This is a genomic window from Halogeometricum sp. S1BR25-6 (assembly GCF_031624495.1).
GTDB classification, from domain to species: domain Archaea; phylum Halobacteriota; class Halobacteria; order Halobacteriales; family Haloferacaceae; genus Halogeometricum; species Halogeometricum salsisoli.
On record NZ_JAMQOP010000001.1, the window covers coordinates 1,361,689 to 1,385,229 of the forward strand.

Annotated in this window: 28 protein-coding genes; 13 read left to right on the forward strand and 15 right to left on the reverse strand. The window is 66.0% G+C overall.

Features of this window, described 5'->3' with window-relative positions; all coding sequences use genetic code 11:
- Window positions 1-229 precede the first annotated feature (229 nt).
- The 3 genes from NDI76_RS07130 (at window position 230) to NDI76_RS07140 (ending at window position 3,475) form a co-directional block, all read left to right on the forward strand.
- Window positions 230-928, forward strand: a complete 699-nt coding sequence (locus NDI76_RS07130; protein WP_310923308.1) for a competence/damage-inducible protein A — start codon at window positions 230-232, stop codon at window positions 926-928.
- A gap of 288 nt (window positions 929-1,216) precedes the next feature.
- Window positions 1,217-2,311, forward strand: a complete 1,095-nt coding sequence (locus tag NDI76_RS07135) for an ATP-NAD kinase family protein (RefSeq protein WP_310923309.1) — start codon at window positions 1,217-1,219, stop codon at window positions 2,309-2,311.
- Window positions 2,312-2,443: 132 nt separating this feature from the next.
- Window positions 2,444-3,475, forward strand: a complete 1,032-nt coding sequence (locus NDI76_RS07140) for a PhoU domain-containing protein (RefSeq protein ID WP_310923310.1) — start codon at window positions 2,444-2,446, stop codon at window positions 3,473-3,475.
- Window positions 3,476-3,524: 49 nt separating this feature from the next.
- Here the strand turns inward: NDI76_RS07140 and NDI76_RS07145 are convergent, their stop codons facing one another.
- Window positions 3,525-4,709: an LEA/WHy family protein gene (locus NDI76_RS07145; RefSeq protein ID WP_310923311.1), complete on the reverse strand. Its 1,185-nt coding sequence runs from the start codon at window positions 4,707-4,709 to the stop codon at window positions 3,525-3,527.
- 130 nt (window positions 4,710-4,839) lie between these two features.
- On the opposite strand from NDI76_RS07145, the gene NDI76_RS07150 reads away from it, so the two are divergent.
- The 3 genes from NDI76_RS07150 (at window position 4,840) to NDI76_RS07160 (ending at window position 5,787) form a co-directional block, all read left to right on the forward strand.
- The gene (locus NDI76_RS07150; protein ID WP_310923312.1) at window positions 4,840-5,022 is read left to right on the forward strand and encodes a DUF7525 family protein; all 183 of its coding nucleotides are present in this window, start codon (window positions 4,840-4,842) and stop codon (window positions 5,020-5,022) included.
- Between the two features lie 68 nt (window positions 5,023-5,090).
- Window positions 5,091-5,315 (forward strand): DUF7123 family protein, encoded by a 225-nt coding sequence (locus tag NDI76_RS07155; RefSeq protein ID WP_310923313.1) that lies wholly within the window; start codon window positions 5,091-5,093, stop codon window positions 5,313-5,315.
- Between the two features lie 40 nt (window positions 5,316-5,355).
- Window positions 5,356-5,787 (forward strand): SRPBCC family protein, encoded by a 432-nt coding sequence (locus NDI76_RS07160; RefSeq protein ID WP_310923314.1) that lies wholly within the window; start codon window positions 5,356-5,358, stop codon window positions 5,785-5,787.
- Between the two features lie 485 nt (window positions 5,788-6,272).
- Here NDI76_RS07160 and NDI76_RS07165 read toward each other — a convergent pair whose 3' ends face one another.
- A complete protein-coding gene (locus NDI76_RS07165; RefSeq protein WP_310923315.1) occupies window positions 6,273-7,802 on the reverse strand; it encodes an aldehyde dehydrogenase family protein in 1,530 nt (509 codons plus the stop codon).
- 120 nt (window positions 7,803-7,922) lie between these two features.
- On the opposite strand from NDI76_RS07165, the gene NDI76_RS07170 reads away from it, so the two are divergent.
- Entirely contained in the window at window positions 7,923-8,663 is a 741-nt protein-coding gene (locus tag NDI76_RS07170) for a helix-turn-helix domain-containing protein (protein WP_310923316.1), read from the forward strand.
- A gap of 61 nt (window positions 8,664-8,724) precedes the next feature.
- Here the strand turns inward: NDI76_RS07170 and NDI76_RS07175 are convergent, their stop codons facing one another.
- Both NDI76_RS07175 and NDI76_RS07180 read right to left on the reverse strand, forming a co-directional pair.
- Window positions 8,725-9,555, reverse strand: a complete 831-nt coding sequence (locus NDI76_RS07175) for a proline dehydrogenase family protein (RefSeq protein WP_310923317.1) — start codon at window positions 9,553-9,555, stop codon at window positions 8,725-8,727.
- 64 nt (window positions 9,556-9,619) lie between these two features.
- Complete coding sequence (locus NDI76_RS07180; protein WP_310923318.1) at window positions 9,620-9,934, reverse strand: hypothetical protein; 315 nt, start codon at window positions 9,932-9,934, stop codon at window positions 9,620-9,622.
- Window positions 9,935-10,107: 173 nt separating this feature from the next.
- Here NDI76_RS07180 and NDI76_RS07185 point away from each other — a divergent pair, with 173 nt between their 5' ends.
- Window positions 10,108-10,467 (forward strand): DUF4112 domain-containing protein, encoded by a 360-nt coding sequence (locus tag NDI76_RS07185; RefSeq protein ID WP_310923319.1) that lies wholly within the window; start codon window positions 10,108-10,110, stop codon window positions 10,465-10,467.
- 53 nt (window positions 10,468-10,520) lie between these two features.
- Here NDI76_RS07185 and NDI76_RS07190 read toward each other — a convergent pair whose 3' ends face one another.
- Together NDI76_RS07190 and NDI76_RS07195 are read right to left on the reverse strand one after the other, a co-directional pair.
- The gene (locus NDI76_RS07190; protein WP_310923320.1) at window positions 10,521-11,318 is read right to left on the reverse strand and encodes an RIO1 family regulatory kinase/ATPase domain-containing protein; all 798 of its coding nucleotides are present in this window, start codon (window positions 11,316-11,318) and stop codon (window positions 10,521-10,523) included.
- 61 nt (window positions 11,319-11,379) lie between these two features.
- Window positions 11,380-11,820 (reverse strand): universal stress protein, encoded by a 441-nt coding sequence (locus NDI76_RS07195; protein ID WP_310923321.1) that lies wholly within the window; start codon window positions 11,818-11,820, stop codon window positions 11,380-11,382.
- A gap of 114 nt (window positions 11,821-11,934) precedes the next feature.
- Here NDI76_RS07195 and NDI76_RS07200 point away from each other — a divergent pair, with 114 nt between their 5' ends.
- The gene (locus NDI76_RS07200; RefSeq protein WP_310923322.1) at window positions 11,935-13,077 is read left to right on the forward strand and encodes an acyl-CoA dehydrogenase family protein; all 1,143 of its coding nucleotides are present in this window, start codon (window positions 11,935-11,937) and stop codon (window positions 13,075-13,077) included.
- On the opposite strand, the gene NDI76_RS07205 is transcribed toward NDI76_RS07200, so the two are convergent.
- Window positions 13,052-13,528: a DUF7500 family protein gene (locus tag NDI76_RS07205; RefSeq protein ID WP_310923323.1), complete on the reverse strand. Its 477-nt coding sequence runs from the start codon at window positions 13,526-13,528 to the stop codon at window positions 13,052-13,054. The genes NDI76_RS07200 and NDI76_RS07205 overlap by 26 nt on opposite strands.
- A gap of 135 nt (window positions 13,529-13,663) precedes the next feature.
- Entirely contained in the window at window positions 13,664-14,062 is a 399-nt protein-coding gene (locus NDI76_RS07210) for a DUF8048 family protein (RefSeq protein ID WP_310923324.1), read from the reverse strand.
- Window positions 14,063-14,172: 110 nt separating this feature from the next.
- On the opposite strand from NDI76_RS07210, the gene NDI76_RS07215 reads away from it, so the two are divergent.
- A complete protein-coding gene (locus tag NDI76_RS07215; RefSeq protein WP_310923325.1) occupies window positions 14,173-15,192 on the forward strand; it encodes a carbohydrate kinase family protein in 1,020 nt (339 codons plus the stop codon).
- A gap of 4 nt (window positions 15,193-15,196) precedes the next feature.
- Here NDI76_RS07215 and NDI76_RS07220 read toward each other — a convergent pair whose 3' ends face one another.
- From NDI76_RS07220 to NDI76_RS07245, 6 genes are all read right to left on the reverse strand, one after another.
- A complete protein-coding gene (locus NDI76_RS07220; RefSeq protein ID WP_310923326.1) occupies window positions 15,197-16,261 on the reverse strand; it encodes an actin-like salactin in 1,065 nt (354 codons plus the stop codon).
- An 83-nt stretch (window positions 16,262-16,344) separates the two neighbouring features.
- Complete coding sequence (locus tag NDI76_RS07225) at window positions 16,345-17,289, reverse strand: FlaD/FlaE family flagellar protein (RefSeq protein WP_310923327.1); 945 nt, start codon at window positions 17,287-17,289, stop codon at window positions 16,345-16,347.
- Window positions 17,290-17,582: 293 nt separating this feature from the next.
- A complete protein-coding gene (locus NDI76_RS07230; protein WP_310923328.1) occupies window positions 17,583-18,101 on the reverse strand; it encodes a chemotaxis protein CheD in 519 nt (172 codons plus the stop codon).
- Window positions 18,102-18,141: 40 nt separating this feature from the next.
- Entirely contained in the window at window positions 18,142-19,347 is a 1,206-nt protein-coding gene (locus NDI76_RS07235; RefSeq protein ID WP_310923329.1) for a chemotaxis protein CheC, read from the reverse strand.
- Window positions 19,344-19,712 (reverse strand): chemotaxis protein CheY, encoded by a 369-nt coding sequence (cheY, locus tag NDI76_RS07240; RefSeq protein WP_310923330.1) that lies wholly within the window; start codon window positions 19,710-19,712, stop codon window positions 19,344-19,346. The genes NDI76_RS07235 and cheY overlap by 4 nt, the downstream gene beginning before the upstream one ends.
- 101 nt (window positions 19,713-19,813) lie before the next feature.
- Window positions 19,814-20,377: a DUF7500 family protein gene (locus tag NDI76_RS07245; RefSeq protein ID WP_310923331.1), complete on the reverse strand. Its 564-nt coding sequence runs from the start codon at window positions 20,375-20,377 to the stop codon at window positions 19,814-19,816.
- 179 nt (window positions 20,378-20,556) lie between these two features.
- Between NDI76_RS07245 and NDI76_RS07250 the strand changes: the two genes are divergently transcribed.
- From NDI76_RS07250 to NDI76_RS07260, 3 genes are all read left to right on the forward strand, one after another.
- Complete coding sequence (locus NDI76_RS07250; RefSeq protein ID WP_310923332.1) at window positions 20,557-20,895, forward strand: ArsR/SmtB family transcription factor; 339 nt, start codon at window positions 20,557-20,559, stop codon at window positions 20,893-20,895.
- Between the two features lie 232 nt (window positions 20,896-21,127).
- The gene (locus tag NDI76_RS07255) at window positions 21,128-21,781 is read left to right on the forward strand and encodes an archaellin/type IV pilin N-terminal domain-containing protein (RefSeq protein ID WP_310923333.1); all 654 of its coding nucleotides are present in this window, start codon (window positions 21,128-21,130) and stop codon (window positions 21,779-21,781) included.
- Window positions 21,782-21,793: 12 nt separating this feature from the next.
- Window positions 21,794-22,441: an archaellin/type IV pilin N-terminal domain-containing protein gene (locus tag NDI76_RS07260; protein ID WP_310923334.1), complete on the forward strand. Its 648-nt coding sequence runs from the start codon at window positions 21,794-21,796 to the stop codon at window positions 22,439-22,441.
- Window positions 22,442-22,565: 124 nt separating this feature from the next.
- Here NDI76_RS07260 and NDI76_RS07265 read toward each other — a convergent pair whose 3' ends face one another.
- Window positions 22,566-23,312, reverse strand: coding sequence for an RAD55 family ATPase (locus NDI76_RS07265; RefSeq protein ID WP_310923335.1), 747 nt, complete (start codon window positions 23,310-23,312; stop codon window positions 22,566-22,568).
- Between the last annotated feature and the right edge of the window lie 229 nt (window positions 23,313-23,541).

Genomic DNA, 23,541 nt, shown 5'->3' on the forward strand with positions numbered 1-23,541 from the left:
TATGTGTGTTTTCTCGATTGGTCGGAATGAATGAACGGGAGGGCTCCGGAGCGTCGGGTACTATAGTAGCGTTCGCAACTGATTACTCATCCGACCGCACGGTGTCGTGCGGTCGAGTGAGTGAAGACTTGCGAACGCTACTATACCTCGGAGCGACCGCGGCGCCGCCGAACGGGTATCCCTCGCCGCGGGCCGCGCCCTTTTACCCGGCCTGCGCCTACGGGCGGTCATGCGAGTTGCAGTCGTCACCGTCGGGGACGAACTCCTGGCGGGTGACACCGTGAACACGAACGCCTCGTGGCTGTGCGAACGCCTCGCGGCCCGCGGCGCGCGCGTCGAACGCGTGACGACGGTACCGGACCGCGTCTCCGACATCGCCCGCGTGGTCAACGAGTACCGCGCCGACTACGACGCCGTTGTCGTCACCGGCGGCCTCGGCCCGACGCACGACGACCTGACGATGGCCGGCGTCGCCGCCGCCGTCGGCCGCGAGGTGGTCGAACACGAGGAGGCGATGGCGTGGCTGACCGACCGGGGCGGCTACATCGCCGACGAACTGGCCGAGGGGACGGCGCACCTTCCCGCGCGGGCGCGGATGCTCCCGAACGAGGAGGGAGTCGCCCCCGGAGCCGTCGTCGAGGGCATCTACGTGCTCCCGGGCGTCCCCGACGAGATGAAGGCGATGTTCGAGTTGGTCGCCGAGGAGTTCGACGGCGAGGCGACGTTCGCGCGGACGGTGATGACGAACGAACCCGAGAGCGGCCTCCTGGACCGCCTCCGCGACGTGCAGGCGGCGTTCGACGTGACGGTAGGGAGCTATCCCGGCGAGAACGTCCGGTTGAAACTCTCCGGCACCGACGAGACGGAGGTGGAGGAGGCGGCCGCGTGGCTCCGCGAACACGTCGACGTCGCTCCGGCGGAGGAGTAGCCGGCGGCTTACCGGTACAGATAGAGGAGCCAACCCACGGTCATCAGAATACCTACGATGAGAATCGTCGCCCCCGTCTCCATGATGGGGAACGGTTCGGCGCTCGCCTGAAGCAGCAGCATCATTATTGCCCGACTGTTACCGCGGACCGTTCTTAAACGTTCGAGTTCCGGCGCGGCCACGGTGGTCCCCGTCGAACCGGTGGACCGACGCGCCGGCCCGCCACTCCGTCGGCGCGCCGACCCGCCGACCGGCGGGCTTTTGCTTCGCCCTCCGCTCCACTCGCGTATGCGAATCGGCGTCGTCGTGAACCCCATCGCGGGGATGGGCGGTCGGGTCGGACTGAAGGGCACCGACGGAAAAGTCGCGGAAGCGCGCGCCCGCGGCGCCGACCCGCGCGCGCCCGACCGGGCGCGCCGGATGTTCGAGACGCTCCGCGAGAGCGACCGCGACGTGACCGTTCTCACGTGGGGCGGCGAGATGGGCGAGTCCGCGGCCCGCGCGGCGGGTCTCGACCCGGAGGTGTTGGGCGGCCCATCGAGCGAGGGCGGGGAGACCACCGCCGACGACACGCGGCGCGCCGTCGAGGCGTTCCTCGACAGGGGCGTCGACCTCGTTCTCTTCGTCGGCGGGGACGGCACCGCCGCGGACGTCGCCGAGGCGGTCGCGGCGGCGGGGTCGGACGCGGACCGGGAGGTGCCGATACTCGGCACGCCGGCGGGCGTGAAGGTGTACTCCTCGGTGTTCGCCGTCTCGCCCGAGGACGCCGCCGTCGTGGCGACGACGTTCGACCGGACCGAGCGCCGCGAGGTGATGGACATCGACGAGGACGAGTATCGGGAGGGGGAGGTGCACCCCGAACTCCGCGCCGTCGCGTCCGTCCCCGTCGCCGACGACGTGCAGTCCTCGAAGCAACTCGGCGGGGGAACGGTAGAGGCCCTCGCCGCGGGCGTCGCCGATGACGTTCGGGCGGCGCCCGAGAAGACGTTCGTCCTCGGACCGGGCAGCACCGTTGGCGCGGTGAAGGCCGAACTGGGGTTCGAGGGCTCGCCCATCGGCGTCGACGTCTGGCGGGACGGCGAGGTCATCGTCCGCGACGCGACCGAGCGCGAGATTCTGGACAACCTGGGACCGGACGGCGAGAACGTCGTCGTCGTCTCGCCCATCGGGGGGCAGGGCTTCGTCTTCGGTCGGGGGAACCCCCAACTGTCGCCCGACGTGATCCGCCGGTGTGACGTGGAAATCGTCGCCTCGCGGTCGAAACTCGACGGTATCGGGGAACTTCGCGTCGACACCGACGACCCCGAGTTAGACGAGGAACTCCGCGGGTGGACGCGCGTCCGCGTCGGACGATTCGAGCGGCGGATGATGGAAATCGTCTGAACCGTCGGAAATCGGCTTCGGCCCGCTTCCTGTTCAGTGTCAACAGTCACCAATCATACGGACCCCAATTCTGAGTGTACGTATAATCGCCATATAGTGAGGATTAAGGTCATCCCCAACAAGGGGGGTGATATGGAGACGCGTAAGGTCCAGCGGCTGGGTCCGTCGACGCTGGCCATGACGTTACCGGCGGAGTGGGCGAAGGAGCACAACGTGAACAAAGGCGACGAGGTGTCCCTCCGGATGGGTGGGAAGGGGACGCTCACCGTCCTGCCGGAGTCGGCGAGTCAGGAGGACGCGCTGGCGACGATTCGCGCCGACGCCCTCAACGCGGACGCCCTCGAACGCGCCATCGTCGCGCAGTACGTGCTCGGCCGGCGGGTCATCCACATCGAAAAGAGCGAGGGGGCACTCGACTCCGAGCACATCAACGCCGTCTACCGCGCGGAGACGCAACTGATGGGTCTCGGCGTCATCGAGGAGACGCCCGAACGCATCGCCATCCGCTGTTCGGTGGACCCGGAGGACTTCACACTCGACAACCTCCTCGAACGGTTGGAGAACACGGGAAGCACGATGCGGGGCGAGGCGATAAAGGCGCTCGCGCACGGGAACGCCGACTTGGCTCAGCGAGCCCTCAACCGCGAGCGACAGGCGAACAAGATATTCGTCCTCCTGCTTCGCCTCATCTTCACGGCCTACCAGAACCCGAACCTCTGCCGCGCTGTCGGCCTCGAATCGGGCTTCCCCCTCATCGGCTACCGTTCGGTGGCGAAGAACCTCGAACTCACGGCCGACAACGCCGAGGACATCGCCGAAATCGTGATGGACGCCGAGGGGCACACCCTCGACGTCGACTCGACGACGATGCGCCGCATCCGCGAGTTCACCGACCAAGTCGACGAGATAACCAGCAAGGCGGTGCAGTCGGTGGTCGAACGCGACTACGACCTGACCGTCGAGTGCCGCGAACTGTTCCGCGATATCCGCGACAAAGAACAGGACATCCTCAGCGACCTCCCGGAGATGGACAACGAGCAACTCCTCCAGATACGCGAGGTGCTCGTCAGCCTCCAGCAGACCGCTCAGTACGCCATGCGGAACGCGGAGATAGCGGCAAACCTCGCGCTGAACGAGGAGTCCGACCACGTCACCATCGGCTGACCGATTCGGGAATTTTCTTCGGCGTACGGCGAGCGAAGGCGAGAGCGGCTTATTCTATCGGTTCGACGGAGAACAGGCCGTCGTCCTCGGTGGCGGCGTCCGTCGCCGTCTCGCCGGTCGGCGTTTCTCCCCCACCGAGGAGTCCGTCGTCGCTCCCGTCACCGCCGGCGGAAGTCGCCGTCTCCGTTCTCGTTTTCGTCTCCGTCTCTGTCTCGGGTTCCGTCCCCGACGTCTCAGCCGAGTCGTCACCGGCCGTCGCGTTCCCCGTCTCCGCCGTCGGCTTCGTCCCGAAGATGTCCGTCTCGACCGTCCGTTCGTACGTCAGGGCGTCCAGCGGAACGCGGAACGTCTCCCCGCCCGCGTCGAGGCGGGCGTGGAACGTCATCCGCAGGTCGCTCACCTGATTCCGTTCGAGGTGGCTCACCCACCACTCGTCGAGGTTCTCGTTACGGAGGAACGTCGTCGTCCGCACCGTTCGCGTCGATTTCGGCGGAATCACGTACGCGGACTCGCTCGTGCCGGTTCCGAGCGTCACGTCGTTCATGGAGACGTCGTACCCGATTCGGGAGACGGTTATCGGGTAGGGTTTCGGGTTGCGGACGACGAACGTCAGTTCGAGCGCCGTCGTCGACTCGTTCACCGTCCCCCACGCCGCGCGCGTCTCGTCGACGTAGAGCACGGGGTCGGAGACGAGAGGAGCGTTCGCGTCCACCGGCCGCGTCTCCGTCGAGTCGAACTGCGACAGCATGTCGGTGTCCACCTCGCGCGTGACGTTCGGCGCGTCGAACGTCCGACCGAGCGTCGCCGAGCGAACCGTCGGGTCGACGCTGACGACGGTGTGTTCGCCGTTGCGGACGTGCGACCGCCACCACGGGGCGATGCGTTCGTTCGACATCTCCGTCGTCGCGTTCACCGTGGCGTTCCCGGCGTCGACGGCGACGCCCGATTGCTCGCCGCTCGCCATCCGCACGTCGTTCATCCACACGTCGTATCCGACGGTCACGCCGCCGAGTTCGACCCCGATGGGGTTGGGGTTCGACACCCCGATGGTCGTCTCGACCACCGTCGTCTCCTCGGTCACGTTTCCGAAGCGGTTCTCGACGCCCGATACCGCGGGCGCGCCGACGACGCCGGCGGCGAGCATCCCGCCGCACAGAACGAGGAACACCGCGGCCACGGTACCGACGACTCGGAACCGACTCCCGAGACACAGCGATACGGTCCGTTCGATCATTAGCTTCGAGATACAGTACAGATACAAAAAATGTCGTGAAAATGTATCTGTCTGTGACGACAGACGGCTCCTCGCTCGGCGTGCCGGCGGGTGTCGAATGAACTAAGTCGGAGCCACCGAACTCCGAGATATGCAGACGCAGGACATTCAGTCGGACAAGGGAATCGGCTTCGCGGTGCTGTTCTCCGTTCTCACGATAATGGCCGCCGCCTGGATGGTCGCCGCGGGCGACCAACTTACGACCGCGCTCTCGTTCGCCGTCGCCATCATCGCCGCTTGTCTCGCCGTCGTCGGCGCGCAGGCGTTCTGGTGACTCCTCGAAAATTTGACTAATGTCTGACGAAAACCGTTAAGAGCCGAACTCCCTTACCACCGGTGAAAATGAGTGAGTACACCGACGAAGAACAGCGGATCATCGCCTACCTGCGCGAGAGCGTCGGCGCGGGCGAGCGATACTTCCGGGCGAAGAACATCGCCGAGGCTATCGGCCTCTCCGCCAAACAGGTCGGTTCGCGTCTCCCTCGACTCGCGGAAAAATCCGAGGACGTGGAGATAGAAAAGTGGGGGCGCGCCCGGTCGACGACGTGGCGCGTCACCGTCGGCTAGGTCGGGTGGCTTTTTTACTCCCCTCCCGTAGCCGAGGTACATGACCGTCCGCGTCAGCAGAGCGTTCGAGTTCGACGCCCCGCCGGAGGCAGTCTGGGAGTTCATCGCGGACCCCGGGCGACGCGCGGAGGCCATCAGCGTCGTCGAGAGCTACGACGTCGACCCCGAGACCAACGAGGCGACGTGGGAGGTGTCGCTTCCCATCCCCCTCGTGCGGTCGACGGCGACCGTCGAGACGGAGGACGTCGAACGCGACCCGCCGCGGTTCGTCCGCTTCGTCGGCACCTCGAAGGTGATGCGCGTCACCGGCGAGCACACCATCGAGAAGACGGAGACGGGCAGTCGACTCCGCAACGAGTTCGTCGTCGACGGCAAACTCCCCGGCGTCGAGAGCTTCTTCAAGCGCAACCTCGACCGCGAACTCGATAACTTGGAGGCGGCGCTCCGAGCGGATCTGGAGTCGACGGCCTGACCGTCCACGTCACGTCTCACTCACTCTCCTTCCTCGGTTTCGCGTCCGGTCTCGCGTCTCTCGCTCCCGCGGGACCATCCGCCCGACCACTCCAGTGCACCGTCAGGTACCCGTCCACCGGCCGGCCCTCTGGCGGTGTGCTGCGTCTTCGCATCACCCGGAGGCTTTATCCACTAGCCACTCATAGCGGATATTGCCGACGTACAGACGCTTTTCTCGTCTAGTCGGCACGACCCGCCGCACCACGGCCGTAGTGAACGGGGTCCGCTACGGCATCGACGCGCTTGCGGCGTCACGCGGGCACGCCCTCGAACCCGGCGGGGGCCGACCGCATCACGGCGCCGCTTCAACCGCGCGCCTAGAACCGTACCGCGCGGCGTGAGGAAACGCCGCGCACGCGGTTCGTACTTCACGCTCTCGAACCACGCGACCGTCCGGAACGGGAACGAAAAGAAGAGCGGAAGCGGACCGCGGTTCGGTTCCGATCAGTCCTCGCGGGTCTTGATGTCCGCCGAGAGTCCTTGTGCCATCTGGATGTCCTTCGAGTTGTTCAGCGTCCACGCCGTCCGCTCGGTGACGGCCTCGATGACTTCGCGAGCGCTGGGGTAGCCGTTACCCGACTTCTTCACGCCGCCGAACGGGAGATGTACCTCCGCGCCGATACAGGGGAGGTTACCGTAGGCGAGACCGATTTCGGCGTTGTCGCGGAAGTAGTTGATCTGCCGGTAGTTCTCGGAGATGATGGCCCCGGCGAGGCCGTAGTCGGTGTCGTTGTGGATGTCGACGGCCTCCTCGATATCGCCCGAGTACTTCAGGAGGGCGACGTGGGGGCCGAACACTTCCTCGTGCGTGCAGCGGAGGTTCTCGTGTGCGTCGGCCTCGTAGACGAACGGGCCGACCCAGTGGCCGCCCTCGTGGCCCTCGGGAATCTCGTCGTCGTCGAGTTCCGTCCGGTCGACCAGCACGTTCACGTCCTCGCGTTCGGCGAGTTCGTTGTACTTGGTCACCTTCTCCTTGTGACCCTCCTCGATGAGCGGTCCCATGAACGTCTCCTCGTCGAGGGGGTCGCCGACGGAGACGTTCTTCGCGTTCTCGACGAATCGCTCTTTGAACTCGTCGTAGACGTCCTCGTGGACGACGAGTCGCTCCGAGGAGACGCAGCGCTGCCCGGTCGTCTTGAACGACGACATGACCGCCGAGTGGACGGCGACGTCGAGGTCGGCCTCCTCGGTGACGACGATGTTGTTCTTCCCGCCCATCTCGCAGGCGGCGAGTTTGCCGGGTTGGCCGCCGACCTTCGAGGCTATCTCCTGTCCGACCTCCGCGGACCCGGTGAAGAGGACGGTGTCGACGCGGTCGTCGTCGACGATGGCCTCGCCGGTGTCGCCGAAGCCCTGCACCATGTTGAACACGCCGTCGGGGATGCCCGCGTCCTCGAACATCTCGGCGATGATCTGCCCGCACCACGGCGTCTGCTCGGCAGGTTTCCAGACGACGGTGTTACCCTCGACGAGGCTGACGGCCATGTGCCAGAAGGGGATGGCGACCGGGAAGTTCCACGGCGTGACGCACCCGACGACGCCGCGGGGCTTCCGGCGCATGTAGGCGTCCTTCGCGGGAATCTCGGAGGGCACCACGTCGCCCTTCGGGTGGCGGGCGTCGCCGGCGGCCCACTCGACCATGTGCCACGCCTCGGTGACGTCGGCCTTCCCCTCGCTTATCTCCTTGCCGCACTCCTTCGTGACGACCTCGCCCAACTCCTGGTGGCGCTCTTTCAGTTCGTGGTAGATATCCCAGAGGTACTCCGCGCGGTCGATGTGCGAGAGCGCCTGCCACTCGTCTTCGGCCTCCGTCGCGGCCGCGAGCGCCGCGTCCACGTCGTCCGGCGTGCCCCGTCGGAACTCGCCCAGCGACTCCCCGGTCGCCGGGTTCTCCGACTCGAACGTCTCCTCGCCGGTCCCGTCGGTCCACTCGCCGTCGATGTAGTGTCGGTAGACTTCGTCGTGATTCGCCATACAGGAAGTAGTCTCGAACGTCACTTAATAATCGGCGTCCCTCCCATGGACGGCGCGCGACCGTCGAGACCGGCGGGAACAGCGAACGATATATCACCCGGTAGCGCGAGAGCGTGGTATATGAGCGCACGCGGAGCAACGCAGACGGGGACGCGTCTGACGCTCGACCTCTGGCACCCTCGGTGCTGGGCGATAGAGTCGACCAGTAAACGTCCCGGGGGCATCCTCGCGCACGCCATCTACCACGCTCCCGAGACGGGGACCGAGACGAGCGCGGTGAACGGACTGTTCACCGCCTACGGCGACTCCGCGGGAGAGGTGGAGGCGCTTCTCGACGAGATTCAGGGCTCCGAGTACGGCGGCGAGGTCAGAGAGCTACAGGAGCGGTTCGGGCGGACGGCCGCGCGGGTCGCTCCCGGTCAGGTCGCCCGCGAGTTCTTCTTGGAGTACGACCCGCGGGAGATGATCTGTCCGACGCTGCTCGAACACGGGTTCGTCCACAGCGCCCCGACGCGTATCGAGGACGGCACGGAGTACTGGGACGTCTGTTTCACCGGCGAACGCGGCGAGGTGGGAACGGCGCTGGACGCCGTCCGCGAGGCGTCCGGCGCGGAGATAACCGTCGAGCGCATCGCCTCCTCGGAGACGGTCGACTCGGAGCGAACGCGCCGACTCGGGACGCTGACACCGACCCAGCGGGAGGTGTTCGAACTCGCGCGGGAGCGAGGCTACTACCAGTGGCCGCGCGGCGTCTCGACGCGCGAACTCGCCGCGGAGGCGGGCGTCTCGAAGACGACGCTGCTCGAACACCTGCGGAAGGCCGAGTCGAAACTGCTCGACCCGGACGAAGAGGACGCCTGAGGGCGAAGCGGCGAGAACGGGCGGGACGAGGCAGAGCGAACGGGAAGCGGACGACTGCGGCTCAGCCGAGGACGGCCCGGAGCGCGAACAGGGCGTTCTCCTTTCGCTCGCGCACCCGGCGCGCGAAGTAGGAGACCCACTTCGGCCCGTAGGGGACGTACCGGTAGACCGGAACCGACCCGACGAGCCGTCGCTGGACGTTCTCGCGGACGCCCATCAGCATCTGCACCTCGAACGGCGTTCCGTACTCGCGGTGGCAGTCGACGGCGTGATTTATCATCCCGACGTCGTGGCTGCCGACGGCGACGCCGTCGTCGAACTCCCGAAAGGCGAACTCGATGTACTCGCGGTACTTCTCGTCCACCGTCGACTTCTCGCGGTAGGCCACCTCCTTCGGTTCGTCGTAGGCGCCCTTCACGAGGCGGACCTTCCCGGGCACGTCGGCGAGTCGCTCCAAGTCCTCGCCGGTGCGCCTCAGGTTCGCCTGCACGCAGACGCCCACGTCTCCGTACTCGCGGGCGTTCTCCTCGAAGGCGTCGAGCGTCGCGTCCGTGGTCTCGTGGTCCTCCATGTCGACCCAGACGAAGACGCCGCGGTCGGCCGCGTGCTCGACGATGCGGCCGAGGTTGCGCCGGAACACGTCGTCGCCGACGTCCAACCCGACCTGTGAGGGCTTCACCGAGACGCAGCAGTCGAGACCGCGTTCGTCGATTCGCTCGGCGAGTTCGAGGTACGCCTCCGTGTCCGCGGCCGCGGCGGGTCGCTCGTCGTAGTGCTCGCCGAGGAGGTTCGCGATACCGGCGATGCCCTCCCTGTTCGTCTCCGCGACGTAGTCGAGCATCGTCTCGGCATCCTCTCCGGCGACGAAGTTGTCCGCGACGGGTGGCAGCATACTTCGTTGGTGCGGTATGGGGTCCCTTAGAGGTCGACCCGACCATGTACGCCGTCGGTCGGGGTTATCCGCACCGCCGCCACTGCGCCGACGCTTCGAGGCCGGGAAGCGCCTCGCGGAGGTCCGTTTCGACGGCCCCGTAGAACCGCTCCCGACCGACCGGCGTGCGGACGCGCAGGACGTCCGTGTGGTTCGTCACGTGGAAGACGGAGAGTCGCCAGGGCGCGTCCACGTGCGTCCACTCGCTCTCACGGGACGATTCCTCGTCGTCGACGACGCGGGAGCCCAATTCCCAACTCAGGCGGGTCAGACACCGGACGTCCAGCGGAACCGCGTCGGGGAGGGCGACGCCGTCGCCGTTCGATGCGTGGGTAGCCATATCACGTCCCAGACAGCCCCGCGTAAAAAGAATGGTCGTTCAGGAACGATGCGCCGACCGACGACGAGGGGACGCAGACCCACCAGGAGGACGACGTCGGGCGACAATCGAAGCCGCGCGGACGTGAGTATACGGCCACCAGAGTCACCCGTCTCGGCGGGGTATCTCGGGGTGTGTCAGAATCAGGACTCTCTCCGGAGGAGGAAGGCGCGCTCCGCCGCGTTCGACTCCTCGCGGACCTCATGGACGACGCCGTTACGATTCCGGGTACGAACAAGGGTATCGGTCTCGACTCCCTCATCGGTCTCGTCCCCGTCTCGGGCGACATCGTGACCGCCGCCGTCTCGCTGTACACCGTCGGCGAGGCGGTTCGGGCCGGCGCGGACAGCGGTATCATCAAGAAGATGCTGTTCAACATCGCCGTCGACCTCGGCGTCGGCTCCATCCCCGTCCTCGGGGATATCTTCGACATCTTCTGGAAGTCGAACGTTCGGAACGCTGAACTCCTCGAAGAGCACCTCACCGGCCGGTAACGCGGTTTTTCTCTTTCCGTTTCGATTCGAAGACCCCGTCGAATGGGCGACAGCTACGTCGCGCGCTGACCGATGACGCCCTTCAGCGCCGCGGCGTCGAAGTCGTGGTCCGGGCGGATGTTGACGAAATCGAGGAAATCGAGGGCCGCGAGCAGGTGCTCCGTCGTGTGCGATTCGAGCGCCGCGTCGACTGTCGCCTTCGCGCCGATGAGCGGTTCCATCGCGGCCAGCGCGCACGCGAGGTCGTACGACCGCGAGTCCTCGGCGCCCTCGTCGCTCACGTTCGTCGCGTCGATGAAGTAGACGTCGTCGTCGACGATGAGGACGTTCTCGGCGCGCAGGTCGCCGTGCGCGAGTCCGTGCTCGTGCATCGTGTGCAACGCCTGGAAGACGGCCGGCGCGAGTTGCTCCTCCCGTTTGCGGTCCAGTCGGTCCAGCGACTGGAAGTGGGGGAGATACTCCAGGACGAGGACGCCCAGTCCGTCCACCTCGAACGCCTCGACGGGTTCGGGGGCGTTCAGCCCGATTTCGCGCATCCGGCGGGTCGCCTCCAGTTCGTGCTCGGCCATCTCCAGGGGCGTCCCGAAGTGCTCGAAGAAGCCCTCGGTGCCCGAGGAGAACGCGCCGAGGTTGCGCCCGGTGGTGAACAGGGCGTGGACCAGCGAGTTCTGTTTCGAGACGACCTTGACGAACCACTCGTCGTCGACGACCATGGGGGTGGAGAGCCAGTTGTCGGCTTCGAGGAAGCGCACGTGCAGTTCCTCGCGTCCGTAGCGATTTCGGAGTTCGCGGACGACCGCCTCCAGTCGGGGCCAATCCACGCGCCCCCGGACGAGGCGGCGGAGTTCCATGAAACTGAGTAAAGAGCGCGGGGGTATAACTGTCCTGTCCGATTCCCGCCCGGCGGCGGACTCAATCAGACGACGCGGTCCGGACGGTCAACACGGGCACGTCCGACTGCCGGACGACTTTCTCCGTGACGCTCCCGAGGAGATAGCGGTCGAGTCCGGTTCGACCGTGCGTCCCCATCACGACGAGGTCACAGCCCTCCTCGTCGGCGTAGTCGTGTATCTCCTCGGCCGGAACACCGGTTCTGACCGCCGTCGTCACGGCTACGTCCTTCGAACGTACGTGGTCGGCCACCTCGTCGACGACGGCCTCGCCGTGACCGCGCCCCGCCTCGAAGACGACTTCGGCGTCCAACGCCCACTCGCCCTGTCCGGCCGACCGGATGTCGACGACGTAGAGGAGGTGAATCTCCGCGCCGTACGTGCTCGCGAGGTCCAGTGCGTGCTCGACTGCCCCGTCGGCCGGGTCGCTGCCGTCGGTCGGAACGAGGATGCGTTCGTACATACTCGACTCTTCTCCGTCCGGTCTCAAAGCGGCGGCGGCCGTTCTCACGCCACGAGAACGGATTCATCACGGTCGTTCGATTGGTTTATTGCGCCGACGGGGGAACTCGTCCGTATGGACTTCGAGTTGCCCTCCGAGCACCGGATGATTCGCGACACCGTCCGGGAGTTCTGCGAGGAGGAGATTTCGCCCATCGCACAGGAGATAGAGGACGAGCACCGCTTCCCCGAGGAGGTGTTCGAGGACCTGGCGGGCCTCGACATGCTCGGCGTCCCCGTCTCCGAGGAGTACGGCGGACTCGGCGGCGACCAACTCACGTACGCCTTGGTCACCGAGGAACTCGGGCGCGTCTCCGGCGGCGTCGGTCTCTCCTACGCGGCGCACGTCAGCCTCGGCTCGAAACCCATCGAGATGTTCGGCACCGAAGAGCAGAAGGAACGCTGGCTCCGCCCCCTCGCGGCGGGCGAGCATCTCGGCGCGTGGGCGCTGACCGAACCCGGGTCGGGGTCCGACGCCAGCGACATGGACACGACGGCCGAGAAGGAGGGCGACGAGTGGGTGTTGAACGGCACCAAGCAGTTCATCACGAACGCCAACGTCGCCGGCTCCGTCCTCGTAAAGGCCGTCACCGACCCTGGGGAGGGGTACGACGGCATCTCCACGTTCATCGTCGACCCGCGGAACGACGACGGCTTCGAGGTGACGACGGTGTGGGAGAAGATGGGGCTGAACAGTTCGCCGACGTGCGAACTCGCCCTCAACGACGTCCGACTTCCCGAGGACCGCCTCCTCGGCGAGGAGGGCGAGGGCTGGGCGCAGACGATGGAAACCTTGGAGGGCGGGCGCATCTCCATCGCGGCGCTGTCGACCGGACTCGCGCAGGGCGCCTACGAGGCGGCGAAGACGTACGCCGGCGACAGGGAGCAGTTCGGCAAACCCATCTCGAAGTTCGACGCCATCCGCGACAAACTGGTCGACATGCACCGGAAGACCGAACGCGCGCGCCTCCTGACGCACAAGGCGGCGACGCGCTACGACGCCGGCGAGAGCGTCACGACGGAGTCGGCGCTGGCGAAACTCGACGCCTCCGAGGCGGCCCGCGAGGTAGCCGAGGACGCGGTGCAGGTGCTCGGCGGCTACGGCTACACCGAGGACTTCGCCCCCCAGCGGTTCTACCGCGACGCGAAACTGATGGAAATCGGCGAGGGCACCAGCGAGATACAACATCTCGTCATCGGTCGGCAGTTGGGGCTGTGAACGAGAACTCAGAGCGCGCGAGCAGCACGGACAGCACCTCCGCCGGGTCGTCCTCGGGGGCGACGCGGCGCGCGTACCACCGCAGCATCGCGGCGCAGACGGCGCCGATGTCGTCGTCCGCGACGCGCGTCTCGAACGTTCCCTCGTCCGTGCGCGCGGCGAGGCTGACGAAGTAGTCCGGTCGCTCCTCCTTCTCCTTCTCCTTCTCTTCCGACCCGCCCGCCTCGCTCTCCGCCTCCGTTTCCGTCGCCGTCGAGTCGGCCGACCGCTGTTGGTCGTCCGTTTGTGCGAGAGTTCGAGTCTCGCGCCGTCCCCGCCGGGTCCGGTCTCCCGCCGTCGTGGCGGCGTCGCGGGCGGTGGCGACGACGTACCGACCGTCGCTGAGGGCGGTCACGCTCGGGTCGCGGCGGAAGTCCAGTTCATCGGGGGTGAGAGGCTCGCTGTCGTCCATACCCCTCGTGTCCCTCCCTCCGGTATCGTTATGGACGGTGTGACGGGCGACCAGGAGACCGTAACTACCGCTTTCGCCGGCTCATCGGGCGGTTAAACTCGTCTCGCGAGGGGTGTTCGGAGCCGACGACGGCGGTCAGGGACGGGTCAGGACGAGGGGGACGGCGCTCCCGTCTCCGTCCGTATCGGGGACGGCGTCCGCGCCCAGCGACACCGCGAACTGCTCGCGGTGGACGGCGCGCAGGGCGTCGCCCTCTTCGTCGGTGGCGTCGAGGGCCGCGATGAACTCCGACCACACGGTCGGTTCGACGGCGAGGAAGTACGCCTCCTCGCCGCGTTTCGCGAGGGGGTCGGACGGCAGCGTCCGCCGCCACTCGTAGACGATGTCGTCCACGCCGGGCAGCGCCCGGACGCCGCGCTGGTGCGCTGCGACGACGCGGCGGAGTCGGGCCGCGTCAACGCCGGAGTCGCGCGCGACGCGGCCGAGGACGGCGTCGTCGAACGCTTCGAGGGGGTCCCGCGGGTCGGTTGGCATACCGACTCGGACGGGGGCGACCGACTTCAACGCGCGGCTTCCCGGTGCCCGCGTCCGCACCCGCGGCGCGGTGAGGTGGTTTCAACTACCCGCTCGCCGTACGACGGGCCATGACCGGAAACACCGATACCACCGCGAACGACGGCGACGCGCCCCGCGTCGTCGTCGCCGGCGAGACGCTCATCGACTTCCTCCCGGACCGCGAGGGCTCGCTCCGAGACGTGGAGTCGTTCACCCGGCGTCCCGGCGGCGCCCCGGCGAACGTCGCCGTCGGCCTCTCGCATCTGGACGAGACGCCGGCGTTCTCGACGCGGGTCGGCGACGACCCGTTCGGCGACTTCCTCGTCGAGACGCTGGCCGAGGCGGGCCTCGACACCGAGTTGGTCGAACGCGACGCCGAGGCGAAGACGTCGCTCGCGTTCGTCGCCCTCGGTGAGGAGGCCGACCGGGGGTTCTCGTTCTACCGCGACCGGACCGCCGACACCCGGATGGAAGTCGGCGGCGTCCCCGACGCGACGCTCGAAGCGGCCGAGTGGGTCCACGTCGGCGGCGTGACGCTGACGGACGAACCCTCTCGGGAGGCGACGCTGGATTTGATGCGCCGCGCCCGCGACGCCGGCGTCACGGTGTCGTTCGACCCCAACGCCCGCCCCGAACTGTGGGACGAGTTCGACTACGGCGACTCGGTGGCGACGGCGTTCGGCCTCGCGGACGTGGTGAAGGCGACGCCGGAGGACCTCGCGGAACTCGACTACGAGGGCGACCCCGCCGATATCGCCCGCGACATCACCGATTCAGGCCCGCACACGGTGTTCCTGACGCTCGGCAGCGAGGGGTCGCTCGCCGCGACGACCGAAGCGTCGCCGTGGAGAGACGGGGACGCGGCGGCGGGCGCCGACGAGGTATCGGTCGTCTCGCACGGCGGCTACGACGTGGACCCCGTGGACACCACGGGCGCGGGCGACGCCTTCACCGCCGGGATGGTCGCGGCGCTCGTCGGGGGAGAGTCGCTCTCGGAGGCGCTGACGTTCGCCAACGCGGTGGCCGCGGTGACGACCACCGCGCCGGGCGCGATGACTGCGCTTCCGGACCGCGAGGCGGTCCGGGCGTTCAGAGAAGAAGAGCCTTAACCGGTCACTTCGTCAGTCGCTCGGCGATGCGCCGGGCGCCCTCGGCGGGTGCGAGGTCCGGCCGGTCCGCCGAGGTGGCCTCGACGTCGCGGTTCAGTTCCTCCGAGAGGCGCGTCTCGAACTCCTCGACGATGCCGGGGATGCACGCCATCCCGCCGGTGAGGACGATGGGCTTCGAGAGGGCGAGTTGGTAGGGCTTCATGTGGTCGTTCGCCAACTCCGCGAGGAAGTTGTTCGCCACCTCGTCGACGGCGTCGTCGAGGTAGTCGTCCAGCGGTTCCATCACGGAGCGCTCGATGGTGAACTCGTGAGAGCCACCGCCGGGTTGCTGGATGACGTCGGTGAACGCCTCGAAGTCGTCGAAGTCGGCGTGCTCCTCTTTGTACTCGCGGGCCGTCGTCAGGTCGACGTTGACCCGCCCCTGCGTCTCCTCCTCGACGGCGTTGGCGATGCGGCGGTCCACCTCGTTGCCGGTGACGGCGCCGGAGACGAACGGCGAGAGCTGTTCGCCGTGTCGGTACGCCGACGCTTCGAGGTTGGTCGACCCCATGTTGACGGCGACGAACACGCTGTCGATGGCCTCCAACTCGTCGCCGAAGGCGGGAATCGCTCCGCAGAGCGACTCGGGGAAACTCCGGACTAAGGCGCCCCCCACGGGGCTCTCCTCGATAACGCTGTTGAGGTTCTTCAGACCGGGTTCGTTGTCGATGGTCGGAATCGCGTAGACCACGGCGCTGTCGGCGTCGAGGCCGTTCGTGTTCACGAGTTCGGTAAAGAACTTCTGGGCTAAGGCGGCCCCCTCGTCGTCCTCCGGTAACCCGGAGCGGAGCATGTACTCCACTCTGTCCGGGTACTCCTGTGCGGCCTGCTCCCCGTACAGGACGCGTTCGTCGCCGGTTATCGGGTCCTCGTACGTCGCGAGGCAGGTGAGCGTCCGAACCGTCTTCAGTTCGTTATCGTCGTCGTAAAACTGGAGTACGGTCCGCGTGCTCCCCAGTTTGACCCCGACGGGCGTCGGGCCGTTTTCGTCGTCGAACGATGCGTCTTTGTCAGTTCCATCCTCCACCATACCCCTCCGTAGCGTAACTAGGATAAAAGTCTTGTCCGAAATGCGACTGGTCAGTACAAGAGATAAGAAAGGAAGTGGGACAGTCAGCGACGCCGAACGCCGGCGGGCCGAATCGTCGGTTCTTCGTCGACTCCGCCGGCCATCGAGGCGAGTTGCGCGACGTAGAGGAGACTGAGGTGGTGGTCGTCGACGTCGAACTCTGACGTGTCAGAGACGTTACCTGAGAATCCGATGAGGTAGTCGTGCAGTTCCGTCTCCACCTCCTCGGTGATCCACTCGACGGCGTAGTAGTAGCGGAGGGCGTCCATCGTTCGCTTGAAGCCGCCCTTCAGGACCAGGAATTCGAGCCAGTCGAAGACGACGCGTTCGGCGGCGTACTCCTTCGGCACGTCCGAGAGGTAGGGCTTCTCCAGAGACCCGCCGGCGGCCGCCGTCTCGTGGATGAGTAGCTGTTCGAGTTGGTTGTCGCGGAGGGCCTCGCCGGCGCGGCCGCGGGGGCGGTCGCGCACCGGTTGGTCGAAGCGGAACTTGCCGACCTCCTCGAAGTCGTACCTGCCCCCGGCGCTGCGCTCGTAGCCGAGTTCGTCGTACCCTCGGTCGCCGCCGCTCCGCCGTCCACCGCCGAGACCGTAGCGGTCGGCGAGGAGGTCGGCGTGCCGGACTTGGTCGTGCGCCCGGGCGTGGTCGCCGTACCCCTCGTAGGGACGGCGGAGGCCGTCGCCCCGGCGCGGGCGGCCGCGCCGGTCGGCGCCGTAGTCGTCGTGTCCGTCGTGGTCATCGTATCGGCCGGCGTCGTCGTACCCGCGGTCGTCGTCGTACCGGTCGCGGCCGTCTCGGTGGTCGAACCCGTCGTCGTCCCTGTCCCGGTTCGGCCGGTCGCGCGGACGCCGGGCCTCCTCGCGGGACGGTCGGCCGCCGTTGCGGCCTCGTCGACGCTCGCCGTCGTCGGTGCCGTTTCGGTCGCTGCGTCGTTCGTCGGCGATGCGTCGGAGTTCGCGTAAGTCGTAGTTGTCGGGATCTATCTTCATATCCTCACCTCGCACGCGCAACGGCGCGGTACGGCGTCGTGCGGCCGACTCCGTCCGTGTCAGAGAACGGGGGCGTGTCGTCGGAGAACAGCCACGGACGATTGATAAACTTGCCCCCGAGAATATCAGTTCGGATAATGTATCGGACGGTCGCCGCGTTCACTCGTCGGCGGGGTCCACCTCGAACGGTGCGTCTCCCGCCGGTCGCCGGCGTCGGAACCGAACCGTCGATTCGCCGCCGGAGTCGACGCTCAGCGTTCGAGGCGAGTTCGACGCGGAGCGTGCACGGGCGCTCAGAGCGTCGTTTCGCCGACGTGTGCGCTCCGAACGCGGAAGGCGCCGGTGGAGGCAGCGAGTTCGAGCGACCGGCCGTGGTCGCCGCCCACGTCCTCGGCGACGACGCGGATGCCCTGGCACGCGAGCGCTTCCCTAGCCGCGGCGACGTTCCGGTCGCCGATGCTGCCGTCGGCGGAGGAGAACTCGAACATCGTGCTCCCGCCGGCGAGTTTGGCCCACATCCGACGCGGCTCCGCCCCCGCCTCGACCATCGCTCGGACGAGCGCCGGAACGACGGTATCGACGTACTTCGCCTCGGTGTCGCTTCCGTCGGCGGAGGGCAGCATCGCGTGCGCCAACCCCGCGACAGCGGACTCCGGGTCGTAGACGGCGATTCCGACGCACGACCCGAGACCGCTCGTGGTCAGGGTGGCGTCGTCGGACGCGACGGCGTAGTCGGCGATTCCGACCTTCGTGCGCTCTCGCTCGGCCTGCGCGGCGGGTGCGGTCGTGGTGGTGCTCGTGTATACTTTCATCGTGGTGTGTCCGGAGGAGTGAGACCGGGGTTCGAGGGGCTCACCGCGCCGACTGTGCTCCCGCGGCCAGTCTGTCCAACGCCTCGCGGAGTTCCGCCTCGTTCGGGAGCGCGTAGATGTCGCAGGTGAACTCGTCGTTCGCGGTCCGAATCGCGGAGTCGATGAGGAAGGCGTACTCCTGCTCTTGGGCGAGTTCGGTCGCCAAGGGGTCGATGATGGCCGAACCGATGTCGTCGACGTACGTCGGCGGGGAGATATCGATGGTGGTCTCCAGGGCGTTCGCCCAGCCGTCGATGAACCCCGACGTGACGATGTTACCTATCTCCTGGATAGCGCTCTGCTGCATCGCCGCGTCCGCCTCCATTCCGGGCATGAGCGCGTCGGCCACGCTGTCGGCCGACGCCTCGTCGAACAGGATGGCGATGTAGCCCGACGGCGTGCCCATGAACTCCAAGACGACGCCCTTCCGCGTCGCGTCCGTGAGTTGCATCGGCACCGCCTCGATGGGGACGAAACTGAGCCGGCTGACCTCGACGACCGACTCCATGCCGGTCATCGCCGTCAGGTCGTCGGAGGCCTGTTCGGCTCCGTCGGAGATCATCCCGGAGAACGACGTGAACGTCTCGATGGGGACGCTCCCGACGCCTCCGTCGCCCGCGACGTTCGAGATGGTCTCGATGGAGTCGTGGGTCGGCAGCATGTAGATGTGGAAGCCGACCTGCTGGTCGTCGGTGTCGAGTTGGTTCCGGAACGCGAGGACGTGGTCCTTCCCCGTCGCCATCCTGAACCCGGAGTCGCCGGTGATGTCTTCGAGCGCCCCCTCCGTCTGAATGTCGACGAACGTCGGCGTCGTGATGTCGATGGAGGTATCGAGGTAGTCGGCCCAGCCGTCGAGGAAGCCGCCGAGCATGATGTTTCCGAGCTCTTTCAACCCGCTCGTCGCCATCTCCCCGCCGGGATGGTCGGCGGCGCCGGGGACGAGAGCGTCGACGAGTTGAACCGCCTCCTCCCGGTCGAACGCGAGGATGATTCGCCCGTCGATGCCGCCGTTGAATCCGATGTGGACCGTCACGAGGTCTTGCTCGCGGAACTCGCGCTCGACGTCCGAGCGGGTGCTGACTTCTATCTTCGTCACCTTGACGAACGTCTCGACGCCGGTGAGCTGCGAGAGCGACCCGGCCGCTCGCTCCGCTCCCGAGTGAGCGAGACGGCTGAACGTGCGCAGCGACTGGACGTCGAGATTCATGCCTCGACGCTCACCACGTCGTCTATCGCCTGGAGGACGTTGGGCTTCTGGAACGGCTTCGTGATGTACCCGTCCGCGCCGGCCTCGACGGCCTCGCGCATCTTCTCTTCCTGTCCGACGGACGTGCACATGATGACGGAGGCATTCGCGTCCAGCGATTTGATCTCCGTCGTCGCCTCGATGCCGTTCCGGATGGGCATCACGACGTCCATCGTGACCACGTCGGGGGAGAGTTCGCGGTACTTCTCGACCGCTTCGACGCCGTTCTCCGCCTCGCCGACGACCTCGTGTTCGCCGTCGAGCAGTTGCTTCAGCAGGTTTCGCATAAACGCTGAGTCGTCCACGACCAGTACGGTGCTTGCCATGCCCCTCCTTCCGGGAATCTAACTATAAACCCTTCCCCCTCATTATCAACGATGATACGACAGGTCGTTGAGGGGACGGCGACCGAACCGGAGTCGCGATATCAGTCCCGCTCGGACGGAGGAAGTTGGAGTCCCTCGCCGGCCAGCGCCTCGATGAGGTCCGCGATGGAGTCGTCGGGCGTCAACCCGTGGTCGCGGAGCACGGGTGCCAGCACTTTGGTCGGAAACGTCACCTCCGTGTTCGAGGCGAGGAGGAGGATGCCCAACACCTCGGCGTCCGACGCGTCGGTGTCCACCTGTTCGGCGTACCACGCCGCGATGTCTCCGAACGCCGCGGCGACGTCGTCGGAGAAGTGCTCTCGGTGCTCGACGGAGCCGTCGAACGCGGCCGTGAGCGAGAAGCCGTAGGCGGCGTCCCGGTCGGAGACGTACCTGCTCGCCTGCTGTGCGGCGAACGTTCCGCGTTCCTCCACGGTGCGGTCGTCTTCGGTCGCCTCCTCGGCGTCGACCGTCGGGGTACCGTCCTGATCGGTGGCGACGACGAAGCGCCCGCCCCCGAGGTCAGCGACCCGGTCGCTCCCCGTGTAGTCCAACTCTCTCGGTCCGACGACACCCTCGCCGTCTCGACGGGAGGACGCTTCGTCTGGAGGGTCGTCGGACGTCATGCTCCGTGGTGGCCTCGGCGAACTATTAAGCCCATCGGCGATTTCGAGTCCGCATTGACGCGAGCGAGCGCCACGCCGCTGAGTATCTTACGAGCGGATTAATCGACGACTGCTCGTCCGTTATCTCATTAGGATAACCAACACATTCACATCAACTCACGACAGAGATATCTCCGTCTATGGAGTCTGACAGGACCCTCGCAGCGCTCGGCAACGAATACAACCCCGATATCTTACGCGCCGCGGACGAACCGCACTCCGCACAGGAGTTCAGTAACATGCTCGACATTCCGATCGCGACGTGCTATCGGCGCATCGAGGAACTCACGGCCGCGGGCCTCCTCGAACTCCACGACAGGGTCCTCTCGGACGAACACCGACGAACGAACGTCTACCGGCGCGAGGTCGACGAAATCGTCATCGAGTTCGACGGACAGGAGTGCAACGTCCAAGTGACCGAGCGCCCCGAAGTGAAGAACAAACTCGACGACGTCTGGCGGAAGATCGCGCAGGATTAGTCCGCCCGTTTCACACGTTCTCGTCGCTCCTCCTCTCCATTCTTCTTCGAGCCGTTAACGATCTGTTAACCGTGCGCGTGCGCGAGGGAAGACCGGACGTCCCGCTGCTCGGTACTGTTCTCATCTGAGATAATCGGGACCGTAGGATTATGTAGCCATCCCTGATTGTCTGGGTCGTAGGTCGTCACCTCCGGCACGGGGGTGGGGGGCCGAACTGGAGATACACAAACACATGTTCGAAAAATTTGAAGCCGACCGCGGTCAGGTCGGTATCGGTACGCTCATCGTGTTCATCGCGATGGTCCTCGTTGCTGCGATCGCAGCGGGCGTCCTCGTGAACACGGCGGGCTTCTTGCAGGCCACCGCGCAGGATGCAGGAACACAGAGCGTCGACAAGGTCACGAACCGTCTCGACGTCGTCAGCACGCACGGTATCGTGAACGATTCCGGCGGCGATCTCGCCGTCGACAGTCTGAACCTGACGGTTCGTCTCGCGGCAGGGTCCGGCAGCGTCTCTCTCGAAGATACGACGATTAAGTACCTGAGCGACGATACTGCGCGGAACCTTGTCTACAAGAACGCGACGACGGACGCCGACGGAACGCAGCTCGGCGACGTCAGCAGTAATAGCCTGAGCTCGAACGAGTTCACCGCCTACGCGCTCGAAGACGGCGACGACACCTCGTTCCCCGTCCTCAGCAACCAGGGCGACCGCTACGAACTCATCATCAACACGTCCGTCGTCGAGGCGAATGGCGCAGGCGTCGGTACCGGCGATTCCGTGAAGCTCGAAATCACGAGCCGTTCCGGCGGTTCCAGCCAGGTTATCCTGACCATGCCCCAGCAGCTCGCGGGCAAGGACGACAACGACCCCATCGCCCTCTAAGGAGTAAGTTCAATGTTCAACAACATATTCAACGAAGAAGACCGCGGTCAGGTCGGTATCGGTACGCTCATCGTGTTCATCGCGATGGTCCTCGTCGCGGCGATCGCCGCCGGGGTTCTCGTGAACACGGCCGGGTTCCTTCAAGCGACCGCAGAGGACGCCGGGGAGCAGAGCGTCAACAAGGTCACGAACCGCGTCGAAGTGCTGAACACGCACGGTGTCGTCGGCGACAACAGCAACATTCAGGGAATCAACATGACGGTCCGCCTCGCGGCGGGGTCCAGTAGCGTCGACATGAACGAGACGTCGATCAAGTACCTGAGCGCGAAGACCGTTCAGACGTTGACAAACCAGACCGTAGAATCGACGGAGACTGATGCGGTAGAAGTCGCCGACGCCGACGAATTCGGTCTCACGAAGATCACTGACGACGACGGCTCGTTCGGCGTGCTCAACAGCATGAACGACCGCTACGAGGTCACGCTCGACACCGCGGATATCGAGACCGACACCAACGGTGCGGCTATCAGCAACGGTCTCACCACGGGCGAGAAGGTCACCCTCGAAATCACGAGCCGCACGGGCGGGACGACGCAAGTCATCCTGACGATGCCTCAGCAACTCGCCGGTAAGGACACGGGCGACCCGGTCGAACTCTAAGTTCGACAGTCTCTCGCACCGCCTTTCGGCCACCTTTCATTTCTCCGCGAACTCGACTGTCGAGCGATAGCGCTACCGGAGCGTGAGAACAGACTCTACAGACGAACGCGAAAAACGGAGCCGTCTACTCTAAGTCGCCTTCTTCGCCGAACCACGGCGGCGACTCGCCGACCATCGAGAAACCGGCGGCCTGCTCGTAGATCTGAATACCGCCCTCGTCGATTTCGAGGGGAAACATCGAGTTCTTGATGGACTGCTTTCGCATCTTCGCCACCCAGACGTACCGGTTACTCGTCGCGCCGGCGGGGCTTTGAATCAGATAGATGTTCCCGTCGGTGAGGAAGTTCTCCAGTCCGATTTCGGTCTCGGGGAAGATGGCCGACTGCTCGGTGGTCAGAAGCGATGTCAGTCCGCTGTCCTTCAGGATGTCGATGAACTTTAGGAGGTACTGTCGCTGCTCTTTCTCCTCTTCGAAGAACAGTTGGAACATCGTCAGCGAGTCGAGAACGAGTCGGTCGTAGGAGGTGTCCTGCAGGTCGCCGAGGATGCGGTCGAGCGTGGAGGAGAAGTCGCCGTCCCGCAGGAGGGCGCGCTTGTCGTACACCTTGATCTTTCCCTCCTCGACGTACTCCGACCACCGGTCGAAGCCGATGGACTCCGCGGCTTCGCGGATGTCGTCTTCGGTTTCCTCGAAGGTGAGGTAGATTCCCCCCTCGTCGTACTTGTCGACGCCGTTGTAGAGATACTGGAGACCGAGGATACTCTTTCCCGTTCCGGGGTTGCCGCTGATGAGTACCGCGGCGTTCCGTACGATGCCGCCGTTGAGGATGGAGTCGAGGCCTTCGACTCCGGTTTTGACGAGCTCTGGCATAGATGATGACTCCGTGTAGACTATCGGTTCGCTCATCGGGGTTCCACCCGGATAATTCTTCTCACACGCTCGATGTACCCCACGGGACGGCGACGGCGCCTCGAAATATCGTATCACCACTGATAATTTGGTGGGAACATTCTTGTACCGATGACTGTTCATCTGAGTCAATGCTACCTGTTTCCCCGACGTCGGAGTACCCGTCCGGCCGGGAGTCGACGCGACGTCG

Coding starts and splice junctions, on each gene's coding strand:
- NDI76_RS07130 (WP_310923308.1), top strand. CDS start 230: ATGCGAGTTGCAGTCGTCACCGTCGGGGACGAACTCCTGGCGGGTGAC.
- NDI76_RS07135 (WP_310923309.1), top strand. CDS start 1,217: ATGCGAATCGGCGTCGTCGTGAACCCCATCGCGGGGATGGGCGGTCGG.
- NDI76_RS07140 (WP_310923310.1), top strand. CDS start 2,444: ATGGAGACGCGTAAGGTCCAGCGGCTGGGTCCGTCGACGCTGGCCATG.
- NDI76_RS07145 (WP_310923311.1), bottom strand. CDS start 4,709: ATGATCGAACGGACCGTATCGCTGTGTCTCGGGAGTCGGTTCCGAGTC.
- NDI76_RS07150 (WP_310923312.1), top strand. CDS start 4,840: ATGCAGACGCAGGACATTCAGTCGGACAAGGGAATCGGCTTCGCGGTG.
- NDI76_RS07155 (WP_310923313.1), top strand. CDS start 5,091: ATGAGTGAGTACACCGACGAAGAACAGCGGATCATCGCCTACCTGCGC.
- NDI76_RS07160 (WP_310923314.1), top strand. CDS start 5,356: ATGACCGTCCGCGTCAGCAGAGCGTTCGAGTTCGACGCCCCGCCGGAG.
- NDI76_RS07165 (WP_310923315.1), bottom strand. CDS start 7,802: ATGGCGAATCACGACGAAGTCTACCGACACTACATCGACGGCGAGTGG.
- NDI76_RS07170 (WP_310923316.1), top strand. CDS start 7,923: ATGAGCGCACGCGGAGCAACGCAGACGGGGACGCGTCTGACGCTCGAC.
- NDI76_RS07175 (WP_310923317.1), bottom strand. CDS start 9,555: ATGCTGCCACCCGTCGCGGACAACTTCGTCGCCGGAGAGGATGCCGAG.
- NDI76_RS07180 (WP_310923318.1), bottom strand. CDS start 9,934: ATGGCTACCCACGCATCGAACGGCGACGGCGTCGCCCTCCCCGACGCG.
- NDI76_RS07190 (WP_310923320.1), bottom strand. CDS start 11,318: ATGGAACTCCGCCGCCTCGTCCGGGGGCGCGTGGATTGGCCCCGACTG.
- NDI76_RS07195 (WP_310923321.1), bottom strand. CDS start 11,820: ATGTACGAACGCATCCTCGTTCCGACCGACGGCAGCGACCCGGCCGAC.
- NDI76_RS07200 (WP_310923322.1), top strand. CDS start 11,935: ATGGACTTCGAGTTGCCCTCCGAGCACCGGATGATTCGCGACACCGTC.
- NDI76_RS07205 (WP_310923323.1), bottom strand. CDS start 13,528: ATGGACGACAGCGAGCCTCTCACCCCCGATGAACTGGACTTCCGCCGC.
- NDI76_RS07210 (WP_310923324.1), bottom strand. CDS start 14,062: ATGCCAACCGACCCGCGGGACCCCCTCGAAGCGTTCGACGACGCCGTC.
- NDI76_RS07215 (WP_310923325.1), top strand. CDS start 14,173: ATGACCGGAAACACCGATACCACCGCGAACGACGGCGACGCGCCCCGC.
- NDI76_RS07220 (WP_310923326.1), bottom strand. CDS start 16,261: ATGGTGGAGGATGGAACTGACAAAGACGCATCGTTCGACGACGAAAAC.
- NDI76_RS07225 (WP_310923327.1), bottom strand. CDS start 17,289: ATGAAGATAGATCCCGACAACTACGACTTACGCGAACTCCGACGCATC.
- NDI76_RS07230 (WP_310923328.1), bottom strand. CDS start 18,101: ATGAAAGTATACACGAGCACCACCACGACCGCACCCGCCGCGCAGGCC.
- NDI76_RS07235 (WP_310923329.1), bottom strand. CDS start 19,347: ATGAATCTCGACGTCCAGTCGCTGCGCACGTTCAGCCGTCTCGCTCAC.
- cheY (WP_310923330.1), bottom strand. CDS start 19,712: ATGGCAAGCACCGTACTGGTCGTGGACGACTCAGCGTTTATGCGAAAC.
- NDI76_RS07245 (WP_310923331.1), bottom strand. CDS start 20,377: ATGACGTCCGACGACCCTCCAGACGAAGCGTCCTCCCGTCGAGACGGC.
- NDI76_RS07250 (WP_310923332.1), top strand. CDS start 20,557: ATGGAGTCTGACAGGACCCTCGCAGCGCTCGGCAACGAATACAACCCC.
- NDI76_RS07255 (WP_310923333.1), top strand. CDS start 21,128: ATGTTCGAAAAATTTGAAGCCGACCGCGGTCAGGTCGGTATCGGTACG.
- NDI76_RS07260 (WP_310923334.1), top strand. CDS start 21,794: ATGTTCAACAACATATTCAACGAAGAAGACCGCGGTCAGGTCGGTATC.
- NDI76_RS07265 (WP_310923335.1), bottom strand. CDS start 23,312: ATGCCAGAGCTCGTCAAAACCGGAGTCGAAGGCCTCGACTCCATCCTC.